The 20721-nt window shown below is 67.0% G+C and carries 15 protein-coding genes and 1 pseudogene; 9 read left to right on the top strand and 7 right to left on the bottom strand.

Features of this window, described 5'->3' with window-relative positions:
* The first annotated feature begins 198 nt into the window (after positions 1-198).
* The 3 genes from recC to OKW45_RS24705 are packed head-to-tail and all read left to right on the top strand — an operon-like array spanning position 199 to position 9391.
* Positions 199-3591, top strand: a complete 3393-nt coding sequence (gene recC, locus OKW45_RS24715; protein WP_429471701.1) for an exodeoxyribonuclease V subunit gamma — start codon at positions 199-201, stop codon at positions 3589-3591.
* On the top strand, positions 3588-7313 hold the full coding sequence (gene recB, locus OKW45_RS24710) for an exodeoxyribonuclease V subunit beta (protein ID WP_429471699.1): 3726 nt from the start codon (positions 3588-3590) through the stop codon (positions 7311-7313). Before recC ends, recB begins: the two co-directional genes overlap by 4 nt.
* Positions 7310-9391 (top strand): AAA family ATPase, encoded by a 2082-nt coding sequence (locus OKW45_RS24705; protein ID WP_429471697.1) that lies wholly within the window; start codon positions 7310-7312, stop codon positions 9389-9391. Before recB ends, OKW45_RS24705 begins: the two co-directional genes overlap by 4 nt.
* 55 nt (positions 9392-9446) lie before the next feature.
* Here OKW45_RS24705 and OKW45_RS24700 read toward each other — a convergent pair whose 3' ends face one another.
* Positions 9447-10088: a VC0807 family protein gene (locus OKW45_RS24700; protein ID WP_429471695.1), complete on the bottom strand. Its 642-nt coding sequence runs from the start codon at positions 10086-10088 to the stop codon at positions 9447-9449.
* A 187-nt stretch (positions 10089-10275) separates the two neighbouring features.
* Here OKW45_RS24700 and arfB point away from each other — a divergent pair, with 187 nt between their 5' ends.
* Positions 10276-10680 carry an alternative ribosome rescue aminoacyl-tRNA hydrolase ArfB gene (gene arfB, locus OKW45_RS24695; RefSeq protein WP_018418374.1) on the top strand — a complete coding sequence of 135 codons (405 nt, stop codon included), beginning with the start codon at positions 10276-10278 and terminating at the stop codon, positions 10678-10680.
* A gap of 12 nt (positions 10681-10692) precedes the next feature.
* Here arfB and OKW45_RS24690 read toward each other — a convergent pair whose 3' ends face one another.
* Positions 10693-11988 (bottom strand): EAL domain-containing protein, encoded by a 1296-nt coding sequence (locus OKW45_RS24690; RefSeq protein WP_429473351.1) that lies wholly within the window; start codon positions 11986-11988, stop codon positions 10693-10695.
* 625 nt (positions 11989-12613) lie between these two features.
* On the opposite strand from OKW45_RS24690, the gene OKW45_RS24685 reads away from it, so the two are divergent.
* Positions 12614-12904 (top strand): putative quinol monooxygenase, encoded by a 291-nt coding sequence (locus OKW45_RS24685; RefSeq protein ID WP_429471693.1) that lies wholly within the window; start codon positions 12614-12616, stop codon positions 12902-12904.
* An 80-nt stretch (positions 12905-12984) separates the two neighbouring features.
* Here OKW45_RS24685 and OKW45_RS24680 read toward each other — a convergent pair whose 3' ends face one another.
* From OKW45_RS24680 to OKW45_RS24670, 3 genes are all read right to left on the bottom strand, one after another.
* Positions 12985-13242 (bottom strand): hypothetical protein, encoded by a 258-nt coding sequence (locus OKW45_RS24680; RefSeq protein ID WP_018418371.1) that lies wholly within the window; start codon positions 13240-13242, stop codon positions 12985-12987.
* A gap of 234 nt (positions 13243-13476) precedes the next feature.
* Positions 13477-13716 carry a hypothetical protein gene (locus tag OKW45_RS24675; protein ID WP_018418370.1) on the bottom strand — a complete coding sequence of 80 codons (240 nt, stop codon included), beginning with the start codon at positions 13714-13716 and terminating at the stop codon, positions 13477-13479.
* A 198-nt stretch (positions 13717-13914) separates the two neighbouring features.
* Positions 13915-14634: a YdcF family protein gene (locus OKW45_RS24670; RefSeq protein ID WP_429471691.1), complete on the bottom strand. Its 720-nt coding sequence runs from the start codon at positions 14632-14634 to the stop codon at positions 13915-13917.
* Positions 14635-14899: 265 nt separating this feature from the next.
* Here OKW45_RS24670 and OKW45_RS24665 point away from each other — a divergent pair, with 265 nt between their 5' ends.
* Positions 14900-15223, top strand: coding sequence for a hypothetical protein (locus OKW45_RS24665; protein ID WP_018418368.1), 324 nt, complete (start codon positions 14900-14902; stop codon positions 15221-15223).
* A 368-nt stretch (positions 15224-15591) separates the two neighbouring features.
* Here the strand turns inward: OKW45_RS24665 and OKW45_RS24660 are convergent, their stop codons facing one another.
* Positions 15592-15843, bottom strand: a complete 252-nt coding sequence (locus tag OKW45_RS24660) for a hypothetical protein (RefSeq protein ID WP_429471689.1) — start codon at positions 15841-15843, stop codon at positions 15592-15594.
* A 335-nt stretch (positions 15844-16178) separates the two neighbouring features.
* Positions 16179-16574: pseudogene (locus OKW45_RS24655) on the bottom strand (transposase); the annotation flags it as partial.
* Positions 16575-16977: 403 nt separating this feature from the next.
* On the opposite strand from OKW45_RS24655, the gene OKW45_RS24650 reads away from it, so the two are divergent.
* The 3 genes from OKW45_RS24650 (at position 16978) to scpB (ending at position 20702) form a co-directional block, all read left to right on the top strand.
* A complete protein-coding gene (locus tag OKW45_RS24650) occupies positions 16978-17880 on the top strand; it encodes a LysR family transcriptional regulator (protein WP_018418366.1) in 903 nt (300 codons plus the stop codon).
* Positions 17881-18070: 190 nt separating this feature from the next.
* Positions 18071-19291 (top strand): pyridoxal phosphate-dependent aminotransferase, encoded by a 1221-nt coding sequence (locus OKW45_RS24645; RefSeq protein ID WP_429471687.1) that lies wholly within the window; start codon positions 18071-18073, stop codon positions 19289-19291.
* A gap of 367 nt (positions 19292-19658) precedes the next feature.
* Complete coding sequence (scpB, locus tag OKW45_RS24640) at positions 19659-20702, top strand: SMC-Scp complex subunit ScpB (protein ID WP_429471685.1); 1044 nt, start codon at positions 19659-19661, stop codon at positions 20700-20702.
* The last annotated feature ends 19 nt before the right edge of the window (positions 20703-20721 follow it).

The raw sequence follows: 20721 nt of genomic DNA, 5'->3' as shown, positions 1-20721 counted from the left end.
ATTCACCGAGAAAACCGCAGTTGGAAAGACAGCGCGAAACTGCCGTCGAGTCTAACTGATTTTGCGCGCGTTCTGACCTCGTCCATTCGGCCAGGTTATGCCCTGGGGATGGGTTTGTTATGCTGTCGCTTCAATGTCCGCCGTGGCTCGCGCGCATCGTTCGCGGGCCATCAGCGTGCCAAATGTGATCTGGAATCCATGCTTCAGCTCTTCTACTCGAACCGCTACGAAACGCTGGTGGGCGCGCTGCTCGGCGACCTCGCGCAAGCGCCGTCCGACCCGTGGACCGCGCGGCCCGTGATCGTGCCGAGCGCGGCCGTGCGCCGGCGGCTCGAGCTCGATATCGCCGCGCGCCAGGGCATCTGCGCGAACGTTAATTTTGGTTATCTCGCGCAATGGCTGTGGGCGCAGATCGGCGGCGTGATCGAGGTACCGAAGCATTCGCCGTTCGCGCCGGACCGGCTCGTGTGGCGCTGCTACCGGCTGCTCGACGACTCAGACGAAGCGCTGCCGTGGAACGCGTCGCCGCGTCTGCGCACCTATCTCGATGCGGCCGACGCGTCGATGCGCTACGAACTCGCGCGGCGCGTCGCGACCGTGCTCGATCACTATCTGACCTATCGCCCCGAATGGCTGCTGCAATGGCACAAGGGCGGCTCGATCTTCGCGAGCGGCGCGGCTGACGACACCGGTCCGCGTCTGACCTGCGCGAGCGACGCGGCGCGCGAGGACGAGCGCTGGCAGGCGGCGCTGTGGCGCGCGGTGCTCGCCGAGCTCGCGCAAGCCGGCGGTCATGCACAAACATCCGCGGCGGCGCTGCCGCCCGCGTATCGGTTCCTCGATGAAATCGCCGCGCTCGATCTCGAGGCGATCTCGAACGCGCAATGGCCCGAGGCGGTCAGCGTGTTCGCGCTGCCGACCATGCCGCCGCTGCATATCGCGTTGCTGCGCGCGCTGTCGCGCTGGATCGACGTGCGTCTGTACGTGATGAACCCGTGCCGCGAGTTCTGGTTCGACGTGGTCAGCGAAGGGCGCGTGCAGGCACTCGACGCGGCGGGGCAACTCGACTATCAGGAAGTCGGTCATCCGCTGCTCGCCGAATGGGGCCGCCAGACTCAGGCGCAGCTGCATATGCTGCACGAGCTGACCGAAAGCGCCGCATCGGCCGAGACCGGCGACTTCACCGAAAACCCGCAGCCGAGCTGGCTCGCCGCCGTGCAGAACGGCATCCTCGCTTTGCGCAATGAAGCCGATGCCGACGAGTTGCCTATCGAGCGCGGTATCGAGGTGCACGTCTGTCATAGCCTGTCCCGGCAGCTCGAAGTGCTGCACGATCGCCTGCTCGGCTGGTTCGACGAATTCGACGATCTGCAGCCGTCCGACGTGCTGGTCGCAGTGTCCGATCTCGCGGCGGCCGGTCCGCTGATCGATGCGGTGTTCGGCACCACGCCCGCCGGCGACACGCGTCGCATTCCGTACCGCATTACCGGCCTGCCGCCGTCGCAGGCCAATCCGGTCGCGCGTCTGTTGCTCGACTGGCTCGCGCTGCCCGAGCGCAGCGTCGGCGCGCCGGATCTGATCGAATGGCTGCGCGTCGATGCGGTCGCGGTGCGCTACGGCATCGATGCGAATTCGCTCGAAGCCGCGCAGGAATGGCTCGCGGCCGCCGGCGCGCGGCGCGGGCTCGCGCCGCTCGAACCGGTCGGCGAGCACGTGCCGGTCGCGCGTCATACGTTCGCCGATGCGCTGACGCGCCTGTACCTCGGCTACGCGATGCCGGCAGGCGGCGAGCCGGTCGATGCGTGGCTGCCGGTCGAAGGCGCGGGCGGTTCGGATGCTGAACTGCTGGGCCGTCTGTCGCGTTTCGTCGACGACATCGACAGCTTCGCGGCGAGCTGCGCGATCGAGCGCACGCCGTCCGACTGGTCGCAACTGCTGCTCGAAACGCTCGGGCAGTGCTTCGACGGCGGCGTCGAGTTCGCCGATTCGCTCGCGGCCGTGCGCGACGCGCGCGATGCGATGAGCGCCGCGATGCAGGCCGGCGCGCATGATGTGTTGCTGCCGGCGTCGGTGGTGCGCACCGCGCTCACCGAAGCGCTCGACGACCCCGCACGCGGCGGCGTGCCGTGGGGCAGCGTGACGTTTTCTTCGCTGACGAGCTTGCGCGGTTTGCCGTTCCGCGTGGTCTGCCTGCTCGGCATGGACGACGGTGTGTTGCCGTCGCTCGCACGCGCCGACGAATTCGATCTGATGGCCGCGTTTGGCAAGGCCGGCGACCGTCAGCGCCGCGACGACGAGCGCAATCTGTTCCTCGATCTGCTGCTCGCCGCGCGCGAGCGGCTCTTCATCGCCTACACCGGCCGCAGCATTCGCGATAACGCGCCGCTGCCGCCGGCCGCGCTCGTCGACGAACTGCTCGATCATCTCGCGCAGGTGTCGGCGGGCGAGGACGCGAGTCCGGCCGAGATCGACAGCGCGCGGCGCGAGTTCATCGTCGAGCATCCGTTGCAGGCGTTCGCGTCGGACTACTTCGCGGCGAAGCCCGACCTGTTCACCTACGACGCCAGTCGCGCCGAACTGGCCACGCTGCTTGCCGAACCGCAGCATGCCGCCGCCACGCCGTTCTTCGATCAACCGCTGCCGCCGGAAGATATGCACGAGGTGGAGTTCGACGACTTCGTGCGCTTCTGGCGTCATCCGGCACGCGCACTGCTGCGCGACCGGCTCGGAATCGCGTTGTCGGATGCGCAGGGCGAGTTGCTCGACACCGAGCCGTTCGATCTCGACTATGCGGGCCGCGACGCACTCGCCGAGCGCGTGCTGCCGGTGCTGCTAGACGCCGGCACCGACGACGAGGTGATGTATAGCCGCGTGCAGCGCATCGCCGAGGCGAGCCCCGAGTTGCCCGGCGGCGCGACCGGCGCGGTGTGGCGCGTGCGCGAATTGTCCGCGCTGCGGCAGTTGGCGCAAAGCGTGCGGCGCGAAGTGGCCGCGGGCGTCGAGCGTTTGCCGTTCGTGCTCGACGTCTCGCCGCGCTGGCCGCAAGGCGGCGATGGCACCGAGAGAGCCGTCTCCCTGTTTGGCGGCTACGACGCGCTGTTGCTCGAGTCCGCCGAAACGCCGCTGCGTTTGCGCGGCACGTTGAACCTGCTGACCGGAACGGGACAAGTGATCTTTCGTTATGCCAAAGCCAGCGCGCGCGACTATCTGTCCGCGTGGCTCGCGCATCTGGTCTATTGCGCGGCGCAGCCGGACGGCCCGCGCCGCACCGTATGGCACGGCAGCGGCGAGAGCTTCGAGCTCGCGCCCGTCGCGGCTCCGCTCGACGAACTCGCGCCGTTGGCTGCGCTCTTCCATGCCGGCCGCCGGCTGCCGCTGCGCTTCTTCCCGAAAAGCGCATGGGCGCGGCTCAGCGAAAGCGAATCGGCGGCGCAAAGCGTATGGGTCAACGACCGCGTGCGTGGCGAATCCGACGACCCCGCGTTGCGCATCGCGCTGCGCGGCACACCGCTCACGCTCGACGAACCGTTCGGCAGCCTCGCCGCGATCGTCTTCAAGCCACTGATCCAGCATTTGCGGAGCGCCTCATGAGCGACGCGCTGCGCCATCAAAGCCTCGCCGCCGACGAACTCGACGTGTTCGCATGTCCGCTCGACGGCGTGAACCAGATCGAAGCGTCGGCGGGCACCGGCAAGACGTGGAACATCTGCGCGCTGTACGTGCGGCTGCTGCTGGAAAAGTACCTGAACGCGGATCAGATTCTCGTCGTCACATTCACGAAGGCGGCGACCGCGGAGCTGCACGAGCGTATACGCGGCCGTCTCGCAGAACTGCACCGCGCGATCGAGATGGACGACGACGGCGACGATCCGTTCATCCGCCGGCTGTTCGAAACGACGCTCGCGCCGGAGCGCGGTATCGAGCGCGAGGCCGCGTTGAAGGTCGTGCGCCGCGCGCTGCGCACGTTCGATCAGGCCGCGATCCACACGATCCACGCGTTCTGTCAGCGCGCCTTGCAGGAAGCGCCGTTCGCCGCCGCGATGCCATTCGCGTTCGAGATGGAAGCCGACGACGCGGCGCTGCGTTTCGAACTCGCCGCCGATTTCTGGCGCGAGCAGGTCGAGCCGGTCGCGCATGCGCATCCGGCGTTCGCCGCGTGGCTGGTGGCCAGGCGCGCCGGTCCAGCGTCGCTCGACGAGCAGCTGGCACGGCGCCTGAAAAAGCCGCTCGCGCAATTGCGCTGGGGCAGCGTCGACGCGGCCGGCGCAAGCGCCGATCCGCAGGCCGGCTTCGATGTCGCGTGCGCGATCTGGCGGGCCGAACGCGACGCGATCGTCGCGCTACTGGCCGAGGCACAGGAGCGCCTGAGCAAGACCACGCACAAGCCCGATCACGTGAGCGCCGCGATCGCCGGGTGGACCGACTACTTCGCGCAGGGCGACTGCCATGCGCCGCCGCCGCGCGCCGCGCTGAAGCTGACGGCGTCGGCGTTGAAGAAGGCAACCAAGGTCAAGTTCGAGCCGCCCGCACATCCGTTCTTCGAGCATGCCGACGCGCTGGCCGCGGCCGTGGTCGCCGCCGAGGCCGCGCAGCGCGCGCGCTGGCTCGCGCTGGTGCAGACATGGCTCGACTACGCGCCGGCCGAGTTGGTGGCGCGCAAGCGCACGCGCCGCGTTGTATCGTTCGACGATCTGCTCGCGAATCTGTATCGCGCACTGGCCGCGCATGCCTGGCTCGCCGATGCATTGCGTAGCCGCTATCCGGCCGCGCTGATCGACGAGTTCCAGGACACCGATCCGCTGCAATTCGCGATCTTCAGCCGCATCTTCGCGCCGGCGGGGCCGCTGTTCCTCGTCGGCGATCCGAAGCAGGCGATCTACAGTTTTCGCGCGGCGGATCTGCATACGTATCTCGCGGCGCGCGAGTCGGCGTCCGCGTGCTACACGCTCGCGGTCAACCAGCGTTCGACCGCACCGATCGTCGAGGCGTGCAACCGGATCTTCGAAGCGAACCGCCAGGCGTTCGTGCTCGACGGGCTCGACTATCAGCCAGTGCGCGCGGGCGAGCGGCGTCGCGCGCCGTTTACCGATCCCGCCGCGAGCGGCGGCGATTTCCGCATCTGGACGTTGCCGCGCGGCGAAACCCCGCTGGACAAACGCAGCGCGCAGCGCGCCGCGAGCGAAGCGTGCGCGGCCGAGATCGTGCGGCTTTTGCGAGGGGCGCGCGAAGGTGTCGTGACGATCGGCGACAAGCCGCTCGCACCGGGCGATATCGCCGTGCTCGTGCAGACGCACAAGCAGGGCAGCCTCGTCAAACGCGTGCTCGCGGCGTGGGGCGTCGGCAGCGTGGAGCTTGCGCAGGCGTCGGTGTTCGCGACGCTCGACGCCGAGCAGATCGAGCGCGTGCTGGCCGCCATCGACACGCCCGGCGATCTGCGTCGCCTGCGCGCCGCGCTCGCCACCGACTGGCTCGGGCTCGATGCCGCCGCGCTGTGGCGTCTCACGCAGGTCGCCGATGCGCCCGCGGCCGAGGCCGTTGACGAACCCGCGCCAGCGCTCGATTCCGCCGACGCGATGGGCTGGGTCGAGCGTTTTTCGCGCTACCGGATGCTGTGGCACGAACGCGGCTTCGCGGTGATGTGGCGCACGCTGATGCGCGAGCTGCGCGTCGCGCAGCGGCTCGTCGCGGGTGTCGACGGCGAGCGCCGGCTGACCAACGTGAACCATCTCGCCGAGCTCGTACAGGCGCGCGCGGCCACCCAGCCCGGCATCGCGCCTACCTTGCGCTGGCTCGCCGCGCAGCGCGAGCAGGGCGGCGGTGACGAGGCGCAACTGCGGCTCGAGTCGGATCGCAATCTCGTGCAGATCGTCACGGTCCATAAATCGAAGGGACTCGAATACGCGGTCGTGTTCTGTCCGTTTCTGAACGATGGCGGCTTGCGCGAGCCACCCTCGTCGGGCTTGCCCCATGCGCGCGAGTATCACGACGACAGCGGCGACGCGGTGCTGCACTACGGTTGCGACGAAGAGGAAGCCGAGCGCGCCTCGCGTTACGCAGTGCGCGAGCAGGCGGCGGAACGCGCGCGGCTCGTCTATGTGGCGCTCACGCGCGCGGTGTATCGCTGCTATCTCGTCGCGGGCACGTATCTGTCGTCGCGCTCGACGAAGGAGTCGCGGCGCAGCGTGCTGAACTGGCTCGTCGGCGGCAGCGGTCACACGTTCGACGCATGGCTCGCCGAGCCGCCCGACGAAGCCGCGCTCGCCGCTAGCTGGCAGGCGCTCGCGGGCGGACCGGTCACGTTGGGGGCGCTGCCCGAAGTGACGCGCCGCGTGCCGCTCGAAAGTCTGCGGGATCAGGGCGCGCATCTGCACGCGCGCGCGAATCGGCGGCCGTTGCGCGATCAGTGGCGCATGGCGAGTTTCAGCGGCCTGATCGCGGCCGGCGGCAGGAGCGGGGATGCGCACGCGCACGCGCCGCAGGAAGACGTGCGGCCCGACCACGATGAAATCGCCGATGCGCTACCCTCCGCGCCGCTGCTCACGCCGCTCGCCGCGGCGAGCGCCCCGGCGCATGCCGACGACGACATCCTCGCGTTCCCGCGCGGCGCGGCGGCCGGCGATTGCCTGCATCGCATGTTCGAACTCGCCGATTTCACCGAGGCGCGCACCTGGCCCGACGCGATCCGCGGCGCGCTGCGCGAGCGTCCGGCGCCGGCCGCGCCCGAGGTCGCCGTGCGCTTGCCCGCGATGATGCATCGGCTGATCGCCGACGTCGTCTCGACCGAACTCGTGCCGGGCATGACGCTCGCGCGGCTCGATCCGCGTCGGCGCCTGAACGAACTCGAGTTTCTGTTCGCGGCCCCGTCGCTGGATTTTCCGGCGCTGCGTGAGCTGCTGATCGAATACGGCTATCCCGACGTCGCGCTGGAGCCAGGCGTGCTGCGCGGGTTCGTCAAAGGATTTATCGACATGATCGTCGAGCACGACGGCCGCTTCTGGATCGTCGACTGGAAGTCGAACCATCTCGGCGACACCGCCGCCGACTACGCGGCCGCGCCGCTCGAAGCGGCGATGGCGAGTCACGCGTACCACCTGCAGGCGCTGCTTTATACGGTCGCGCTGCATCGCTATCTGAAGACGCGCGTGCGCGACTATGCATACGACACGCATATCGGCGGCTACCTGTATCTGTTCGTGCGCGGCGTGCGGCCCGACTGGCGCGATGTCGACGGCGCCGCCGGTGTGCACAGGCGGCGTGCGCCGTTCGAACTGGTGGCGCTGCTCGACGCGGCGATGATCGGAGGTGGCGCATGAGCACGCCCGGCAGGCTTGATGAGCGCGCGGCCGCGCCGCTGGGGCTCGAAGACATTGGCGTCAACCTGCCCGCGCCGGCCGATTTCAGCATCGCGCTCGCCGAAGGGTTCGCGCGCCGTATCGGCATGCTCGCGCGGCGCGGTGGCGCATCGACCGAGGTGGTGAGGTGGGCCGCTCGCGGCGCGTTCGCCGCGAGCCGCGCGACTGCCGAAGGGCACGTGTGCGTGCCGCTCGCGACGCTCGCGTGCCGCTTCGACGCGTCGAGCGCCGAAGTGCGCGCGGCGCTGCTCGCGAGCGGCATGGCAAGCGATGGCGCAGCGGACGCGGCGACGTTGCGGCCGCTCGTGATCGACGCTCAGGGGCGTCTTTATCTGGCGCGCTACTACGACTACGAGCGGCGCCTGGCCCACGCCCTGGTCGCGCATGCGACGGGCGAGGCGAGCGCCGCGAACGCCGGCGCCGACACCGCCCCCGCCGCTTTGCGCGAACGCCTGCTGCGCTACTTTGGCCCGCCGAAAGACGACGACGTCGACTGGCAGCGCGTCGCGGCCGTGATGGCGCTGTCGGGGCGGCTGACGATCGTCAGCGGCGGCCCGGGAACCGGCAAGACCACGACCGTGGTCGGCGTGCTCGCGTGTCTGCTCGATGCGCGCGCCGATTTGCGCATCGCGCTGGCGGCGCCGACCGGCAAGGCGGCGCAACGGATGCAGGAAGCGTTGCTTGCGCGCGCGGGCGACCTTCCGCCCGAACTCGCCGCGCGTTTGCCGCAGACGTCGTACACGCTGCATCGACTGCTGGGGTCGGGGCCGGGCGGGCGCTTCCGGCATCATCGCGATAATCCGTTGCCATATGACGTGGTCGTGATCGACGAGGCGTCGATGATCGACGTCGCGATGGCAACGCTTCTGCTCGACGCGATCGCACCGCGAACGCGGCTCGTGATGCTCGGTGACAAGGACCAGCTCGCCGCGGTCGAAGCCGGCGCGGTGTTCGCCGAACTCAGCGCGCGGCCGGCGTTGAGCGCGGGCGGATTGCGACGGGTTGCGCAGGCGCTCGACATCGACGAGGCGCGGCTCGCGCGGGCTTTGCCGCGGGCGTCGAGTGAGGCCGATGAAGCACCGTTGGACGATTTCTTTGTGCCACCCGAGGCACTGCAGACCTTCGAGCTACCCACGTCGGGCGATCTGTTCGGTGACAACGTGACCTCGGCGACGGGCGAGCAGGCGGACCGCGATATGCGATCGGCGAACCAACGCGACCCGCTCGCGGACTGCGTCGTCTGGCTCGAGCGCAACTACCGGTTCGGCCTCGAGTCGCCGATCGGTCGTTTGTCCGTCGCGATTCGCAACGGCTCACCGAGCGCGGCGCTCGACGTATTGCAGATCGACCCGACCGAGGTCTGCGCCGCGGCGCTGCACGAGGACGCTCACACGACGCTGGCCGAGCGCACCACCGCACGACTTGCCGGTGGCTTCGCGCCGTACGCCGACGCGCTTGCCAAGGCGCTCGCCGTTGATACGCCCGATCCGGTGCCGCTCTTCGACGCGCTCAACCGCTTCCGCATCCTCTGTGCGACGCGGCTCGGACCTCGCGGCGTCGATCAGGTCAACGCGGCGATGGCGGCTGAGGTGCGCCGCGCCGCGGGCGTCACGCTCGCGGTCGGCGCGCAGTGGTTTGCCGGACGTCCGGTGATGGTGACGCGCAACGATTACGCGCTGGGTCTGTTCAATGGCGACATTGGCATTGCGCTGCCGGGCGCGGGTGGCGCGTTGCGCGTGTACTTCCGCACCAGCGACGGCGGTGTGCGCGCGGTGTCGCCGGCCGCGCTGCCGCCGCACGACACCGCGTTCGCGCTGACGGTCCACAAGTCGCAAGGTTCGGAGTTCGAGCACGCGGTGCTGGTGCTGCCGTCGGCGTTCAGCCGGGTGTTGTCGCGTGAGCTGGTGTATACGGCGATTACTCGCGCGCGCGAACGCGTCGAGGTGATCGGCGCGCGGGCCGTGCTCGCGCAGGCGATCGCGACGCCGACGCAGCGTGATTCGGGGCTGGCCGCGCGGATTGCCGAAGCATCGCGTTGATCGCGCGACGGGAGGCAGAAAAAGCGAAGTGGCGGACTTGTGGTGCGAGCGGCGCTCAACCGGCAACCCCGCTCGCCCGCTCGATGGCCTCGACGCGGCTGCGCATCGTCCTGCGATACCACAGTGTCCACAGCGCGAGTCCCGCGTAGATGCCGTAGCCGATAAAGGGCGACACGACGAGGAAGCGTTCGATCGGCCACGTCAGCGCCATCCACGCGCGTAGCGCGGTTTCGGCGGTCAGCCCAATGCCCCACACGAGCGTCATGGTTCGCATCGCGGTGGGGAGACCGGGGCGCTCGCGCCATAGCGCCTCGAAATGCGCGGCGCCGCCTTCCATTTCGCGCGCGACCGTCGCGCGCGCGAGGTAGAAGATCAGCGGACGACGCATCGGCAGCGACAGCAGGAAAACGACGCCGACCGCGCCGGACACCAGCGACTCGCGCAACAGCAGCATGCGCGGACTGCCCCCGAGCGCCATGGCCGCGACCGACAGCACGATGCCCGCCACCACCATCACGCTGAGCGCATCGACGCGCCTGAAGCGCGCGAGCTCGATCGCGCTCCACACGAGCGGCGGCACGGCGGACGCGATCAGCGCACCGGTCTCGCCCACACGCGGCAACGCGAGCCGGTAAGCAAGCCACGGCAGCAGAAAGTTGACGGCCAATTCGAGCACGAAACCGGGACGGATTTTCATATGAATTTACGCCGTAAGCGAAAGAGCCAGGATCGATCAACCGGTCGGGCCGACGCAATGGTTTTTTGTAGCGTTCGCGAGCCGCTGCCGCCGGGCACTGCACCGGGCGCGCAGGCGCGGGTCTGGCCACCTCGGGCATCTCGCGTCGAGCGCTTGTACACTGACGCATCTTCCTTCCCTACTACCAATGACATTCCGCTATCCGATCCCGCCCAACGAAATCGAATTGACCGCCGTGCGCGCGCAGGGGGCGGGTGGTCAGAACGTCAACAAGGTATCGAGCGCGATCCATCTGCGTTTCGACGTGCGTGCCTCGTCGTTGCCGGAAGTGCTGAAGATGCGTCTGCTCGCGCTGTCCGACCACCGGCTCACGCGCGACGGCGTCGTGATCATCAAGGCGCAGGAGCATCGGACCCAGGAGATGAACCGCGCGGCGGCGCTCGCGCGGCTCGATGAACTGATCGAAAGCGTCAGCGTGACCCGCAAGCATCGGGTCGCGACGCGGCCGACCCGCGCGTCGAACCTGCGGCGGCTCGACAGCAAGGCCAGGCGCGGCGAGGTCAAGTCGGGGCGCGGCCGCGTGGAGGAGTAGCGGCGCGGGTCGCTAACGCCTGGCGCCGCGTCTGCCGGTGCGCACATCCGGCGGCGACGCCTCCGGCACGAAGTCGACGCACAGCACGTGCGTGCCGTCGCGCTCGAACGCGATCGCCGCGGTGTAGCAGTCCTGACCATCGGCGAGCGAATAATGCGGCCCCATCATCGCGACACGGCCCGGCGCCGCGAGCGCGTGCCGGAAATACGCGCGACGCGACCAGTTGCTGCGCGTCTCCGTATAGAGCGGCGCGAGCCGCTTCGGAGGCGGCGGGACCGACGCCGCCGTCACCGAAGGCTGGGTCTGCTCGCCCAGGCCGTCGGTGAGGAACACGCGGCGCGCTTCGGGCAGATGCCAGATCTTTTGCGCGGCCTGTTCGAGGTCACCGGTCGCCTTGTAGGTGTCGACGGCGGTCAGCACAGCTTCCGCGAAGCCCTCGAACCCGAGCCGCTGGTGGCCGGCGTGCGCACGCTCGTACTCGGCGAACTTGCTCCAGATCGACGCGACGAGCGCAGGCACCTTCGTGCAGGCGGCCAGCACGCTGCTCTTTGGCTGACCGAACCAGAACCCCTGCACGAAATCGACGTCGGCCTGCATCAGGATCATCAGCTCTTCATCGGTTTCGACGCCTTCGGCGAGCACGAGCGTGCCCGACTGATGCAGCATCGCGATCAGATGGCTGATCATCGATTCGTCGCCCTCGCGCTTGCCCGCGCGCGCGACGAGCGAGCGGTCGAGTTTGACGATGTCGGGGCGGAAGCGCCACACGCGATCGAAGTTCGAGAAGCCGGTGCCGAAGTCGTCGATCGCGATCAGAAAATCGCGCGGCTGCGAGGCGGCGAGCATGCTGGCGACGGCGGATTCATCGTCGGCGGGCTGCTCGAGCACTTCGATCACGATGCGCTCCTGCGGCAGCCCGAAATGCGCGGACAACTCGTCGATGAAAGCGCGCTGCGGCCAGCCGGTTTCGAACACCTGCGGGCGCGTGTTCAGAAATAGCCACCCGGTGCTGATGCCTTGCTCCATGAAGTTCGCCACATGCAGGCAGCGCGCGATGCGATCGAGTTCGCGCGCTTCGGCGGCCGAGCGCGTGCGGGAGAACAATACTTCGGGCGAGACGGGCAGACCGACGGGATCGAACGCGCGCAACAGCCCCTCGTACCCGACCACGCACTGATGCGTGACCGACAGCACCGGCTGGAACACGCTGTGCAATGTCAACGCGCGCCAGGTCGCGGTCCAGCCCGACTCGCCGCGGACCAGGTGCGGGAGCAGGCCGCTCACGGTCAATTCGCTGACGGATGGCATAGAAGCGGGCACGAGAGCTGACATGGGATCGTTGCGGCAAGGGAATGAAGGGGCACGCAAACCCATTCGGCGCGCAGCGCTCGCACACCCGAAGCGCCGCCGGAACGAAACGAATGCGTCCCGCGAACACGGAGGGCGGTACCAGCCACGCTGGACTCCGGCGAATTGGTCAGATTGAGTCTAGCAGTTTGCAGCGCGCGACAATGTGCGGGTTATCACAAACTCATGGGCGCGAAAATTGTCTGCAAAACGGCTGCCTACGGCCGTGCGGGAATCCGTTGCGGTAATGCGCCGGAGCGTCCCGCGCGCCTGACACGCGCGAAACCGATTCTCAATCGCAATCAGTTGCCGTACCAAGCCGAGGGTAGCAGGGCGCCCAGTGGTCGCCCGCCAAACTCCAGGCGCCCACGGTGCTCACATGCTAGTGCCGCTGTAGGCGCTGATGTGGCCATTCGGGCGGCGGGCTTGTCACTGCTCTGCCGGGCGGATTCTGGCGCGACGTGACGGTGGTGCGGCATGGCGGGCAGAGGCGAGATTCGTGCGTCGCTATGCTGGCCGGCGCCCTCGCCGGCAGGTTCAGCGATCGGCGGGTATGCTGCTGAATTTCGAAAATAGGAGATCGGGCATGGCGGAAATCGCGGTTGTCGCAATTTCGGTGGCGAAAGCGGGACATGAGGAGCGGTTGAGGGAGGCCCTCGAAGGCATCGTCGGACCGACGCGCAAAGAAGCGGGTGTGCTGCAGTACGACTTGCACCGCGACGTGCAGGAGCCGCGCCGGTTCGTGTTCATCGAGCGGTGGGAAAGCCAGGATGCGCTCGCGGCGCATGCGAAATCCGCGCATATCCAGGCTTATAAGAAGGCGGCTGCGGATTGGATCGAGCACGCGGAGATTCGCGTGGTGTCGAAGATCGCCTGAATTCGGGCGTGGGCGTCAGCGGCGCGCGGACACGCTGGACAGGTGAGGCGGCCCTGAGGCCGCCGGCGCGCCGTCAGCGATCAGTGGGTTGCTTGCGGGACATCGAGAATCAGGATGATGGTCCAGTCGGCGTCGCCTTCATGGTGATACTGGCGCTCCGCGACGATGAACGGCTGCTGCTTGCCAGCCGGGCCGAGAAACAGCACGTCGCCTTCCATCGGCAGGCATTCGACGGGCGGCAGCGCGAGGTACGCTTCCTGACCGCCACGCGGCATCAGTTTTTCGATCTTGCGAGATGCTGCTTCGGTCCATTCGATATCAAGCTGTATATTGCTCATACTGTCCTCCGCACCAAGGTGCGCACGGGTTAGGGGATGCCGGCGGCTCGCCGGTCGGTGCGCGACTTTAGCATACAGAAAGCAGTGCGCCGGCGGCTGGCCAAGCCGGTGCGCGCTCGGACTACCTTGCCAGCAACGAGCGGGTCGCACAAATAAAAAAGCCGAAACCGGCGCTGCCAGCTTCGGCTTTTTCACCTTCACGACGAGGCCGCGAGGCGAGATCCGCGAAGTTGCTCAGGTGCCCGACGCGTCGGCACCCTTCTTCGGATGATGCGGAGCCATCTTGTGATGCTTGGCCGGCGCGGCGGGTGCGCTTCCCATCGACTGCTCGCGGTTTTGCAAATCTTGCGCACGCTGCTCGACGTCGGCGGCCTTCGCCGGATCGGTGCTCGTCGTGATGCCGTTGTCCTGCGCGTAAGCCGCGCCGGCTGCGGCACACAAAGAAACCAGGATCGCCATGGACACTTTCTTCATCGTTACCTCCGTAGAATGGTGGTGGACCCGAGTATTGCCTGTCCAGTGGGAAAGACAATGCATTCTATCGAGCAAACTCTTCTCCAGCCGATGGCTTTGTAACCGTGCTCAACACTTGTTACGTTTTGTAATAGCTGAACGCTGGTTGAATAAACGCGACGTCCTTGAGTCCGAGAGCGGAGCGGCCGACATCGTTCGTCAGAACCAGCCGATCGCGCGATACAGGTGAAATTGCGCGAGGCCGATTAGCTCATGCAACGCTATCTCCGCGGCCACGAGATTGGCGAAGCGCGGCAGCACGCCGATCCGCGCGCGCCGCGCGCTCGAAATCTGCGGCTGCGGCTCGACGCCGAAGCACTGAAAATCGAGCAGCGCACGCGGCATTTGATACGCGGAGGTCACGAGTATCAACGTGTCGTAATGTGATTGACCGACAATAACCGAGACGTTGCGCGCGTTCTCATAGGTCGTGCGGCTGCTTTGCTCGAGCACGATGTCCGAGCGCGCCACGTGCTGACGCAGCAGATAGGGCAGGTAGGTGTCGGCTTCGGTCGCGCTATGCCGCTGCGGATTGCCGCCGCTTACTATCACCCGGCACGTGCTCGCCGTGCGCTTGCAGGCCGCGTAGTTCTGCGCGCTGACCTCGATGCGCGAGAGTACGTCGCGCGGTGGCACCAGCACGTGGTCGTGGTCGTAGATCGTGCCGCCGCCGAGCATGATGATCGCGGTGCGTGGCGCGAAGGTGGCGGCCGTGGCGCTCTGTCGTTGCGGCTGCGCCAGGTCGAGCAGTGGCGCGGTCAGCCAGCCGGCCGCGAGCAGCCAGAACAACGCGATCATGCAGACGATGAGCGGCCGGCGCGCACGTTTCCATAGCACGATTGCTGCAAAAAAAAGCGCTAATAAAGTGAATAGAATCAATTTAAATGGGGTAACGTATGTCTTTCGGGACAAATCCACGGGCCTGCCATCGCGCCGCGGCGGTTGCATCGTCGGTTCATGGAGAGAACGCTAACATGCCGTTCTGACGGGGGTTCCGAAAACGAGACCAGGCAGCACCTGGCGGAAATCCGCTGTCAGACAGGCGGCGAGCTTCTGACCAGGAGCGGGTGCTACGCGCGTCGCCGGTGGCGCAGTGACGCGTGGGCATGAATGTGTCATAGCTGCACTTTAAGAAAGAAGTGAGATGACCACGTATTCCAACGAAGCGGTACTTGAAGCGCTGCGGCGAGCGCAATATCGTCAGGTTCCCTGGGCCAGAAGGCCGGGTGTCTTCCAATATCTTCGCGCGCTGGGGCTGATGGACACCGTTCGCCAGCGAACCGTCGCACCGGCGCCAGGCTTTCATGCTCCCGTCGACATCGCCGTGCTCACCGAACGCGGCAAAGCGGAGTTTGCGCGGCTCGAGCACGACGAGCGTCTGCTCACATGGACAGCGCAACGGATGAACGATTATGTTCTCGGCGCGGCCGAACCGCAGTCCGCCGCGACAGCCGAAGTCAGGTCTTAGCTCAAGGTTCATCGCTTATCTGAACTGAGTCACGGTCCGCCTGGGCCTGTCACCCCCTCGGCGGGCCGTCGCTAACGTCGACCGGTCGCGGTGCGCGTCCGGGGGCGAATCTCGGCTTCCCCATCGACGAGGCGGCGACGCGATCCGCGCAGGCCGTTGCGCGCCTTTCATGCCATCAACGCCTCGAGGGCGAAAAAAAGCCCGTATCACGAAGATACGGGCATACCGGAATTACTACTGCCACGCTGTGCTAATGGCGTTGAGTCAGACCGGTACTGTGTCCGGTGGTTCCCCAATCGTAAGTGCGCGATGCAAGATAGTGGGCACCGCGTCGCGCCCCGCGCCGTCCGGAGCTACGACTTACTAAATCAACGCCGCCGCTGATCCTCACGCGGCGCATCGGGCCGTGCCCGCACATTGCTGGCGATATCGCCGCGGAGATCGCCACGCGGCGTCGGCGGCGTGAAGTCGCGATTATGGGCCTCGCTTTGCTGCCGCGCTTCCAGCGTGGCTTGGCGGTCCGGGCGCCAGTTCCACCCTTGCGGGCGTTGTTGCGCAATTGCGGGCGCGGCCATCGATGAAATCACAATGCCGCACAACAGCAGTGACATTGGTTTCATTCCGAAATCCCCCTCAACCTTGAGCCGGTCGACTCAAGGCCTGTTTGCATAAGTATTAAAGTATGCCGGGGTACGAAAGGACGCTGTAATTAATAGTAAATGGATGTTTCACGCGGAGCTATCGGGTAGTTTGGGAGTCTGAGGCAGCGCGCAAGGAGCGCTGTGGCGGTCATGCGGGAGGCGCGACGAAAGGGGGCGCGCGAAGGGGAAAGGCAGCGTCTCGAGGCGACCGTCAAATACTGGCGCGTCGTGGGCGCGCAAGCAATCGTCGAAAAGTCGGCTCGATAAAAAACCGGGCGCCCACAGGCGCCCGGTGACAGCGTAGTTTCGCGTCAGGCCATCTTGACCGGCGCGCGCCACGATTCCGGATTGGTCCAGAACGCGCCGCGTAGACGGTCGCGGCTCGGCGGTGCTGGCGGTTTCGCGGCCGTTGCGCCGATCCGGCCGCGCAGCGAGATTTCGCGGCCGCTCGTGCCAAGCCGTTTCACAATTTCAGCGAGCGTGCCATCGGCTTGCCACTCGTCGAAGCGCCGGCGGCAAGTCGGCGGGGACGGGTAGCGGCCCGGCAACTTGGACCAGCCTTCGCCTGTCGACAAGACCCAAAGCACGGCGTTGACCACCGCCCGAGCTTCCACGCGCGGTCGACCGCGCCGTTCGCTGCGCGCCGGCTCGGCGCAGAACAAAGCCTCGACCAGCGCCCACTCGTTATCTCTTAAATCGTCGAACAGCATCATGTTTCACCTCAGCGAAGCTAACTCCGGTGCGCTGCCCCGCGCCGCGCACTCTTCACGCACTCGATGGGCGAGTGCCAAAGGGGACCGGCTTGCCACGGATTGCCATCGGAAATCATGGCGCCGACCCTGTGCGTTTCACAACGCACGAAGTGTGCCAATTTGCTGCCGATTGCCTGAAAGCCCCGTGGCGGCGGGCCAACGCGGGCGCCAATCAGGGCCGTATAAGAATCCAAAAAACCCATCTCGCAAATCGGGACAATCACCAATCTTGGGCAGATAGGCCCGGCCGGCGTGCATCCGCGCCTTTTTGCTGCATTGCAGCGACCGCGTGGACAGTGCTATGCCGCATGGATTTGGCCGTACAATGCGCATCAAACCAAGCTATTGATGAGGTGAGCAAATGAATGTAACGCTGCGACAGCTCAGGGTTTTCATCGAGGTGGGGCGCTTGCAAAGCTTCAGTCGGGCCGGCGACGAAATCGGGCTCACGCAGTCGGCGGTCAGTCGCTGCGTGCGCGAGCTCGAAAGCGAGATCGGCCTGAAGCTCATCGATCGCACGACGCGCGAAGTGCAACTAACCGACGTAGGCGGCAACCTCGTGTCGAGCGTGTCGCGACTGCTGTCGGATCTCGACGACGCGTTGCGCGAGATCCGCGAAATCGGCGAGCAGCGCCGCGGACGCGTGGTGGTCGCGGCGAGCCCGACCGTCGCGTGCCGGCTGATGCCGCGCGTAGTCGCGTCGTGCGGACAGCAGTTTCCTTATGTGACGCTTGGGCTGCGCGACGACGTGCAAAGCGACGTAGTGCGCAAGGTGAAGTCGGGTGAAGTGGACTTCGGTGTGATCATCGGCCCGTTCTCCGACGACGATCTGCTCAGCGAGACGCTGATGACGGACTCGTTCTGCATCGTGTCGCGTGACGATCACCGGCTCGCCGCGCGCAAGCAGGTTACGTGGAAGGACCTCGACGGCGAGCAACTCGTGATGCTCGATTATGCGTCCGGCAGCCGCCCCCTCATCGATGCCGTGATGCAGGCGCAGGGCGTGAACGCTACCGTGGTGCAGGAACTCGGCCATTCGGCGACGGTGTTCGGGCTCGTCGAGGCGGGCGTCGGGATCAGCGTGCTGCCGTGGCTCGCGCTGCCGCTGCCGGCGGGGGCGGCGCTGGTCGCGCGTCCGCTGGTGCCGCGAGCGGAACGCCGCGTCGAACTGGTGCGGCGGCGCGACCGGTCGCTGTCGCCCGCGGCCGAGGCGGTGTGGAATCTGATCCGCCAGTCGCCGGGCCGGGCCGAGGAGTTGAATTAACGGGAGGGATCGCGTGCGATCCGTCCGACTGGTGGATTGGCGCCGGGCGCGGCCCGCCGCCCACACGCTGCCTACTGCTACTCGCTTCGCCGCTGTCCGGTTACCCGGTCCGCTAAACTACCACCTTCATCGCGCACGCCTTCGCGGTTGCGCCCCGAGCCTCTTATCCTTCACCCACCCGGAAGCCTCGATGAGCGAATTGGACCTGCCCGTGCCCTCCATCCCGACTGCGCGCGACGTCGTACGCGCGCTGCGTCCATCGCAAATCCGTGAAGTCGCGAACGCTGGTTTCGGCGTCGACGACGTGCTGCCGTTCTGGTTCGGCGAGTCCGATCGCGTCACACCCGCATTCATCCGCGACGCCGCGAGCGCTGCGCTCGCCGCCGGCGCGACGTTTTACACGCACAATCTCGGCATCGCGCCATTGCGCGCGGCACTCGCGGGCTACGTCAGCGAGTTGCACGGGGCGACGTCGCCCGAGCACGTCGCGGTCACGAGCGCGGGCGTCAACGCGCTGATGCTCGCCGCGCAGCTGGTGGTCGGCGTCGGCGACCGCGTCGTCGCGGTGACGCCGCTATGGCCGAATCTGGTCGAAATCCCGAAGATTCTCGGCGCGCATGTCGAAACCGTCGCGCTCGGCTACGGGGAACGCGGCTGGGAGCTCGACGTCGGGCAATTGCTGACCGCGCTGACGCCTGACACGAAGATGCTGATGATCAACTCGCCGAACAACCCGACCGGCTGGGTGATGAATCGCGACGACCAGCGCAGCGTGCTCGAACAATGCCGGCGGCACGGCATCTGGATCGTCGCAGACGAGGTCTATGAGCGGCTCTACTATCCCGGCGACGACGCCGCCCAGGCGGCCGGTGTGCGCACCGCGCCATCGTTTCTCGACCTCGCGACACGCGACGAACGCGTGATCTGCGTGAATTCGTTCTCGAAAGCCTGGCTGATGACGGGGTGGCGGCTCGGCTGGATCGTCGCGCCGACCGCGTTGATGGACGACCTGGCGAAGCTGGTCGAGTACAACACTTCGTGCGCGCCGTCGTTCGTGCAGCAGGCGGGCATCGCGGCGCTCCAGCAGGGGGAGCGTTTTACGCAGCAGCTGGTGCGCGATCTGAGGACGTCGCGCGATCATCTGGTGCGCGCGCTGTCGGCGGTTCCCGGCGTCGATGTGAAGGCCCCGCTGGGCGCGATGTATCTGTTCTTCTCGATGCCGGGCTCGACGCGCAGTCTCGATTTGTGCAAGGCGATGGTGCGGGAGGTCGGGCTCGGCGTGGCACCAGGCAGCGCGTTCGGGCCGCAGGGCGAGGGATTCGTGCGCTGGTGCTACGCGTGCGATACGGTGCGGCTCGATACCGGCGTCGAGCGCTTGACGCGGTTTCTGGCGCGCCACGCCGGTGCCTGAGCATGCGGCCTCGTACGCCCCCCGCGCTCCGCGCCGCGAGTGGCGAAAAGCCGCGAATCGTGAGAATCTTCTTGCTGGCCACTCGACCCGGGCGGGCGCGGCCACACCGGTCAGCGCCGCAGCGGAAGATGCAGGGCAGATCGCGGCTTTACGCCCCGGTCGTTTTTGCGTAATATGGCGCTCAGTCACGCGATTCCTTTCAGGAATATCGCCGCTCCGTCCGGCTGGGTCTGGCTCGATAAGTCTGTTCGCCACCCCCCGGTGCGTGCTCCCATCAATATGACCGATCAAAATCGGGCGAGCGCGTCTTCAGTTCCACATCGTCTGTTTGATCCGGTTCTTTGACCACAGGGTCTGACCTAGCTGCATGAATACCCAAGAGGCGAAGATCGTCCTCGAGACTGCCTTGATCTGCGCGCAGGAGCCGTTAAAGCTCGGCGAATTGCGCAAGCTCTTTGCCGACGGCGTGTCGGCTGACACTGTTCGGACCTTGCTCGAAGACCTGAAGCGGGACTGGTCTGGGCGCGGTGTGGAGCTGGTCGGGCTGGCGTCGGGCTGGCGGTTTCAAAGCAAGCCCGCGATGCGTTCGTACCTGGATCGGCTGCATCCGGAAAAACCGCCGAAGTATTCGCGCGCGGTGCTCGAAACGCTCGCGATCATTGCCTACCGGCAACCGGTGACGCGGGGCGATATCGAAGAAATTCGCGGTGTGACGGTGAATACGCAGGTCGTCAAGCAGCTCGAGGATCGCGGCTGGATCGAGGTGATCGGTCATCGCGACGTGCCGGGGCGTCCGGCGCTGTATGCGACCACGCGCCAGTTCCTCGATGACCTTGGCCTAACGGCCCTTGACGAGTTGCCTCCGCTTGCCGATCCGTCCGCACAACTGAACGCGGATCTGCTGGGTCAGCACGCGATCGAGTTTGCCGAGGGCGACGCGCAAAGCCTGCAGCAGCCGGTGCAGGATGCCGGGCACGACATGGCGGCTGAGGCTGGCGAGCCGGCTCCGCCGGAAGCGGCGCAGCACGCCGCGTCGGGATTTGAAGCAGCGCCGCCCGAGACGGTAGCCGAGTCGACGCTCGAACCGGAGCCCCGTGCGGAAGCGAGCGGGCCGGCCGGCACGACGAATGCGCCAGACGCGTCGAGCGCGCCGCACGACACGGAACAACAGCCCGAACCGGCACCCACGGCAGCGCAGACCAGCGTCGCCGGCTCGGCACAGCATTACGATCCGGTCGCCCAGACCGATCCGGCAACCCCCGCGCACGGCTCGGGCGTAGCTCGCAATACGGAGCACGCTGCCGAGCGGAACCCGATCGAGGCGGCGCACGACGATCCCGAGGATCGCCGCGATGCCGCGCAGGACGCAGGTTTTCTGACCGACGACGAAACCGAGTCGCGCAGCGCCTGACGTAACCGAACTTTTTTGC

This window comes from Paraburkholderia lebeckiae (assembly GCF_050436225.1).
In the GTDB taxonomy this organism is placed as follows: Bacteria; Pseudomonadota; Gammaproteobacteria; order Burkholderiales; family Burkholderiaceae; genus Paraburkholderia; species Paraburkholderia tuberum.
The sequence above is the reverse complement of the archived record's forward strand: the minus strand, read 5'-3'. Positions and strand labels throughout refer to the sequence as shown.

Coding starts and splice junctions, on each gene's coding strand:
- recC (WP_429471701.1), top strand. CDS start 199: ATGCTTCAGCTCTTCTACTCGAACCGCTACGAAACGCTGGTGGGCGCG.
- recB (WP_429471699.1), top strand. CDS start 3,588: ATGAGCGACGCGCTGCGCCATCAAAGCCTCGCCGCCGACGAACTCGAC.
- OKW45_RS24705 (WP_429471697.1), top strand. CDS start 7,310: ATGAGCACGCCCGGCAGGCTTGATGAGCGCGCGGCCGCGCCGCTGGGG.
- OKW45_RS24700 (WP_429471695.1), bottom strand. CDS start 10,088: ATGAAAATCCGTCCCGGTTTCGTGCTCGAATTGGCCGTCAACTTTCTG.
- arfB (WP_018418374.1), top strand. CDS start 10,276: ATGACATTCCGCTATCCGATCCCGCCCAACGAAATCGAATTGACCGCC.
- OKW45_RS24690 (WP_429473351.1), bottom strand. CDS start 11,988: ATGCCATCCGTCAGCGAATTGACCGTGAGCGGCCTGCTCCCGCACCTG.
- OKW45_RS24685 (WP_429471693.1), top strand. CDS start 12,614: ATGGCGGAAATCGCGGTTGTCGCAATTTCGGTGGCGAAAGCGGGACAT.
- OKW45_RS24680 (WP_018418371.1), bottom strand. CDS start 13,242: ATGAGCAATATACAGCTTGATATCGAATGGACCGAAGCAGCATCTCGC.
- OKW45_RS24675 (WP_018418370.1), bottom strand. CDS start 13,716: ATGAAGAAAGTGTCCATGGCGATCCTGGTTTCTTTGTGTGCCGCAGCC.
- OKW45_RS24665 (WP_018418368.1), top strand. CDS start 14,900: ATGACCACGTATTCCAACGAAGCGGTACTTGAAGCGCTGCGGCGAGCG.
- OKW45_RS24660 (WP_429471689.1), bottom strand. CDS start 15,843: ATGAAACCAATGTCACTGCTGTTGTGCGGCATTGTGATTTCATCGATG.
- OKW45_RS24650 (WP_018418366.1), top strand. CDS start 16,978: ATGAATGTAACGCTGCGACAGCTCAGGGTTTTCATCGAGGTGGGGCGC.
- OKW45_RS24645 (WP_429471687.1), top strand. CDS start 18,071: ATGAGCGAATTGGACCTGCCCGTGCCCTCCATCCCGACTGCGCGCGAC.
- scpB (WP_429471685.1), top strand. CDS start 19,659: ATGAATACCCAAGAGGCGAAGATCGTCCTCGAGACTGCCTTGATCTGC.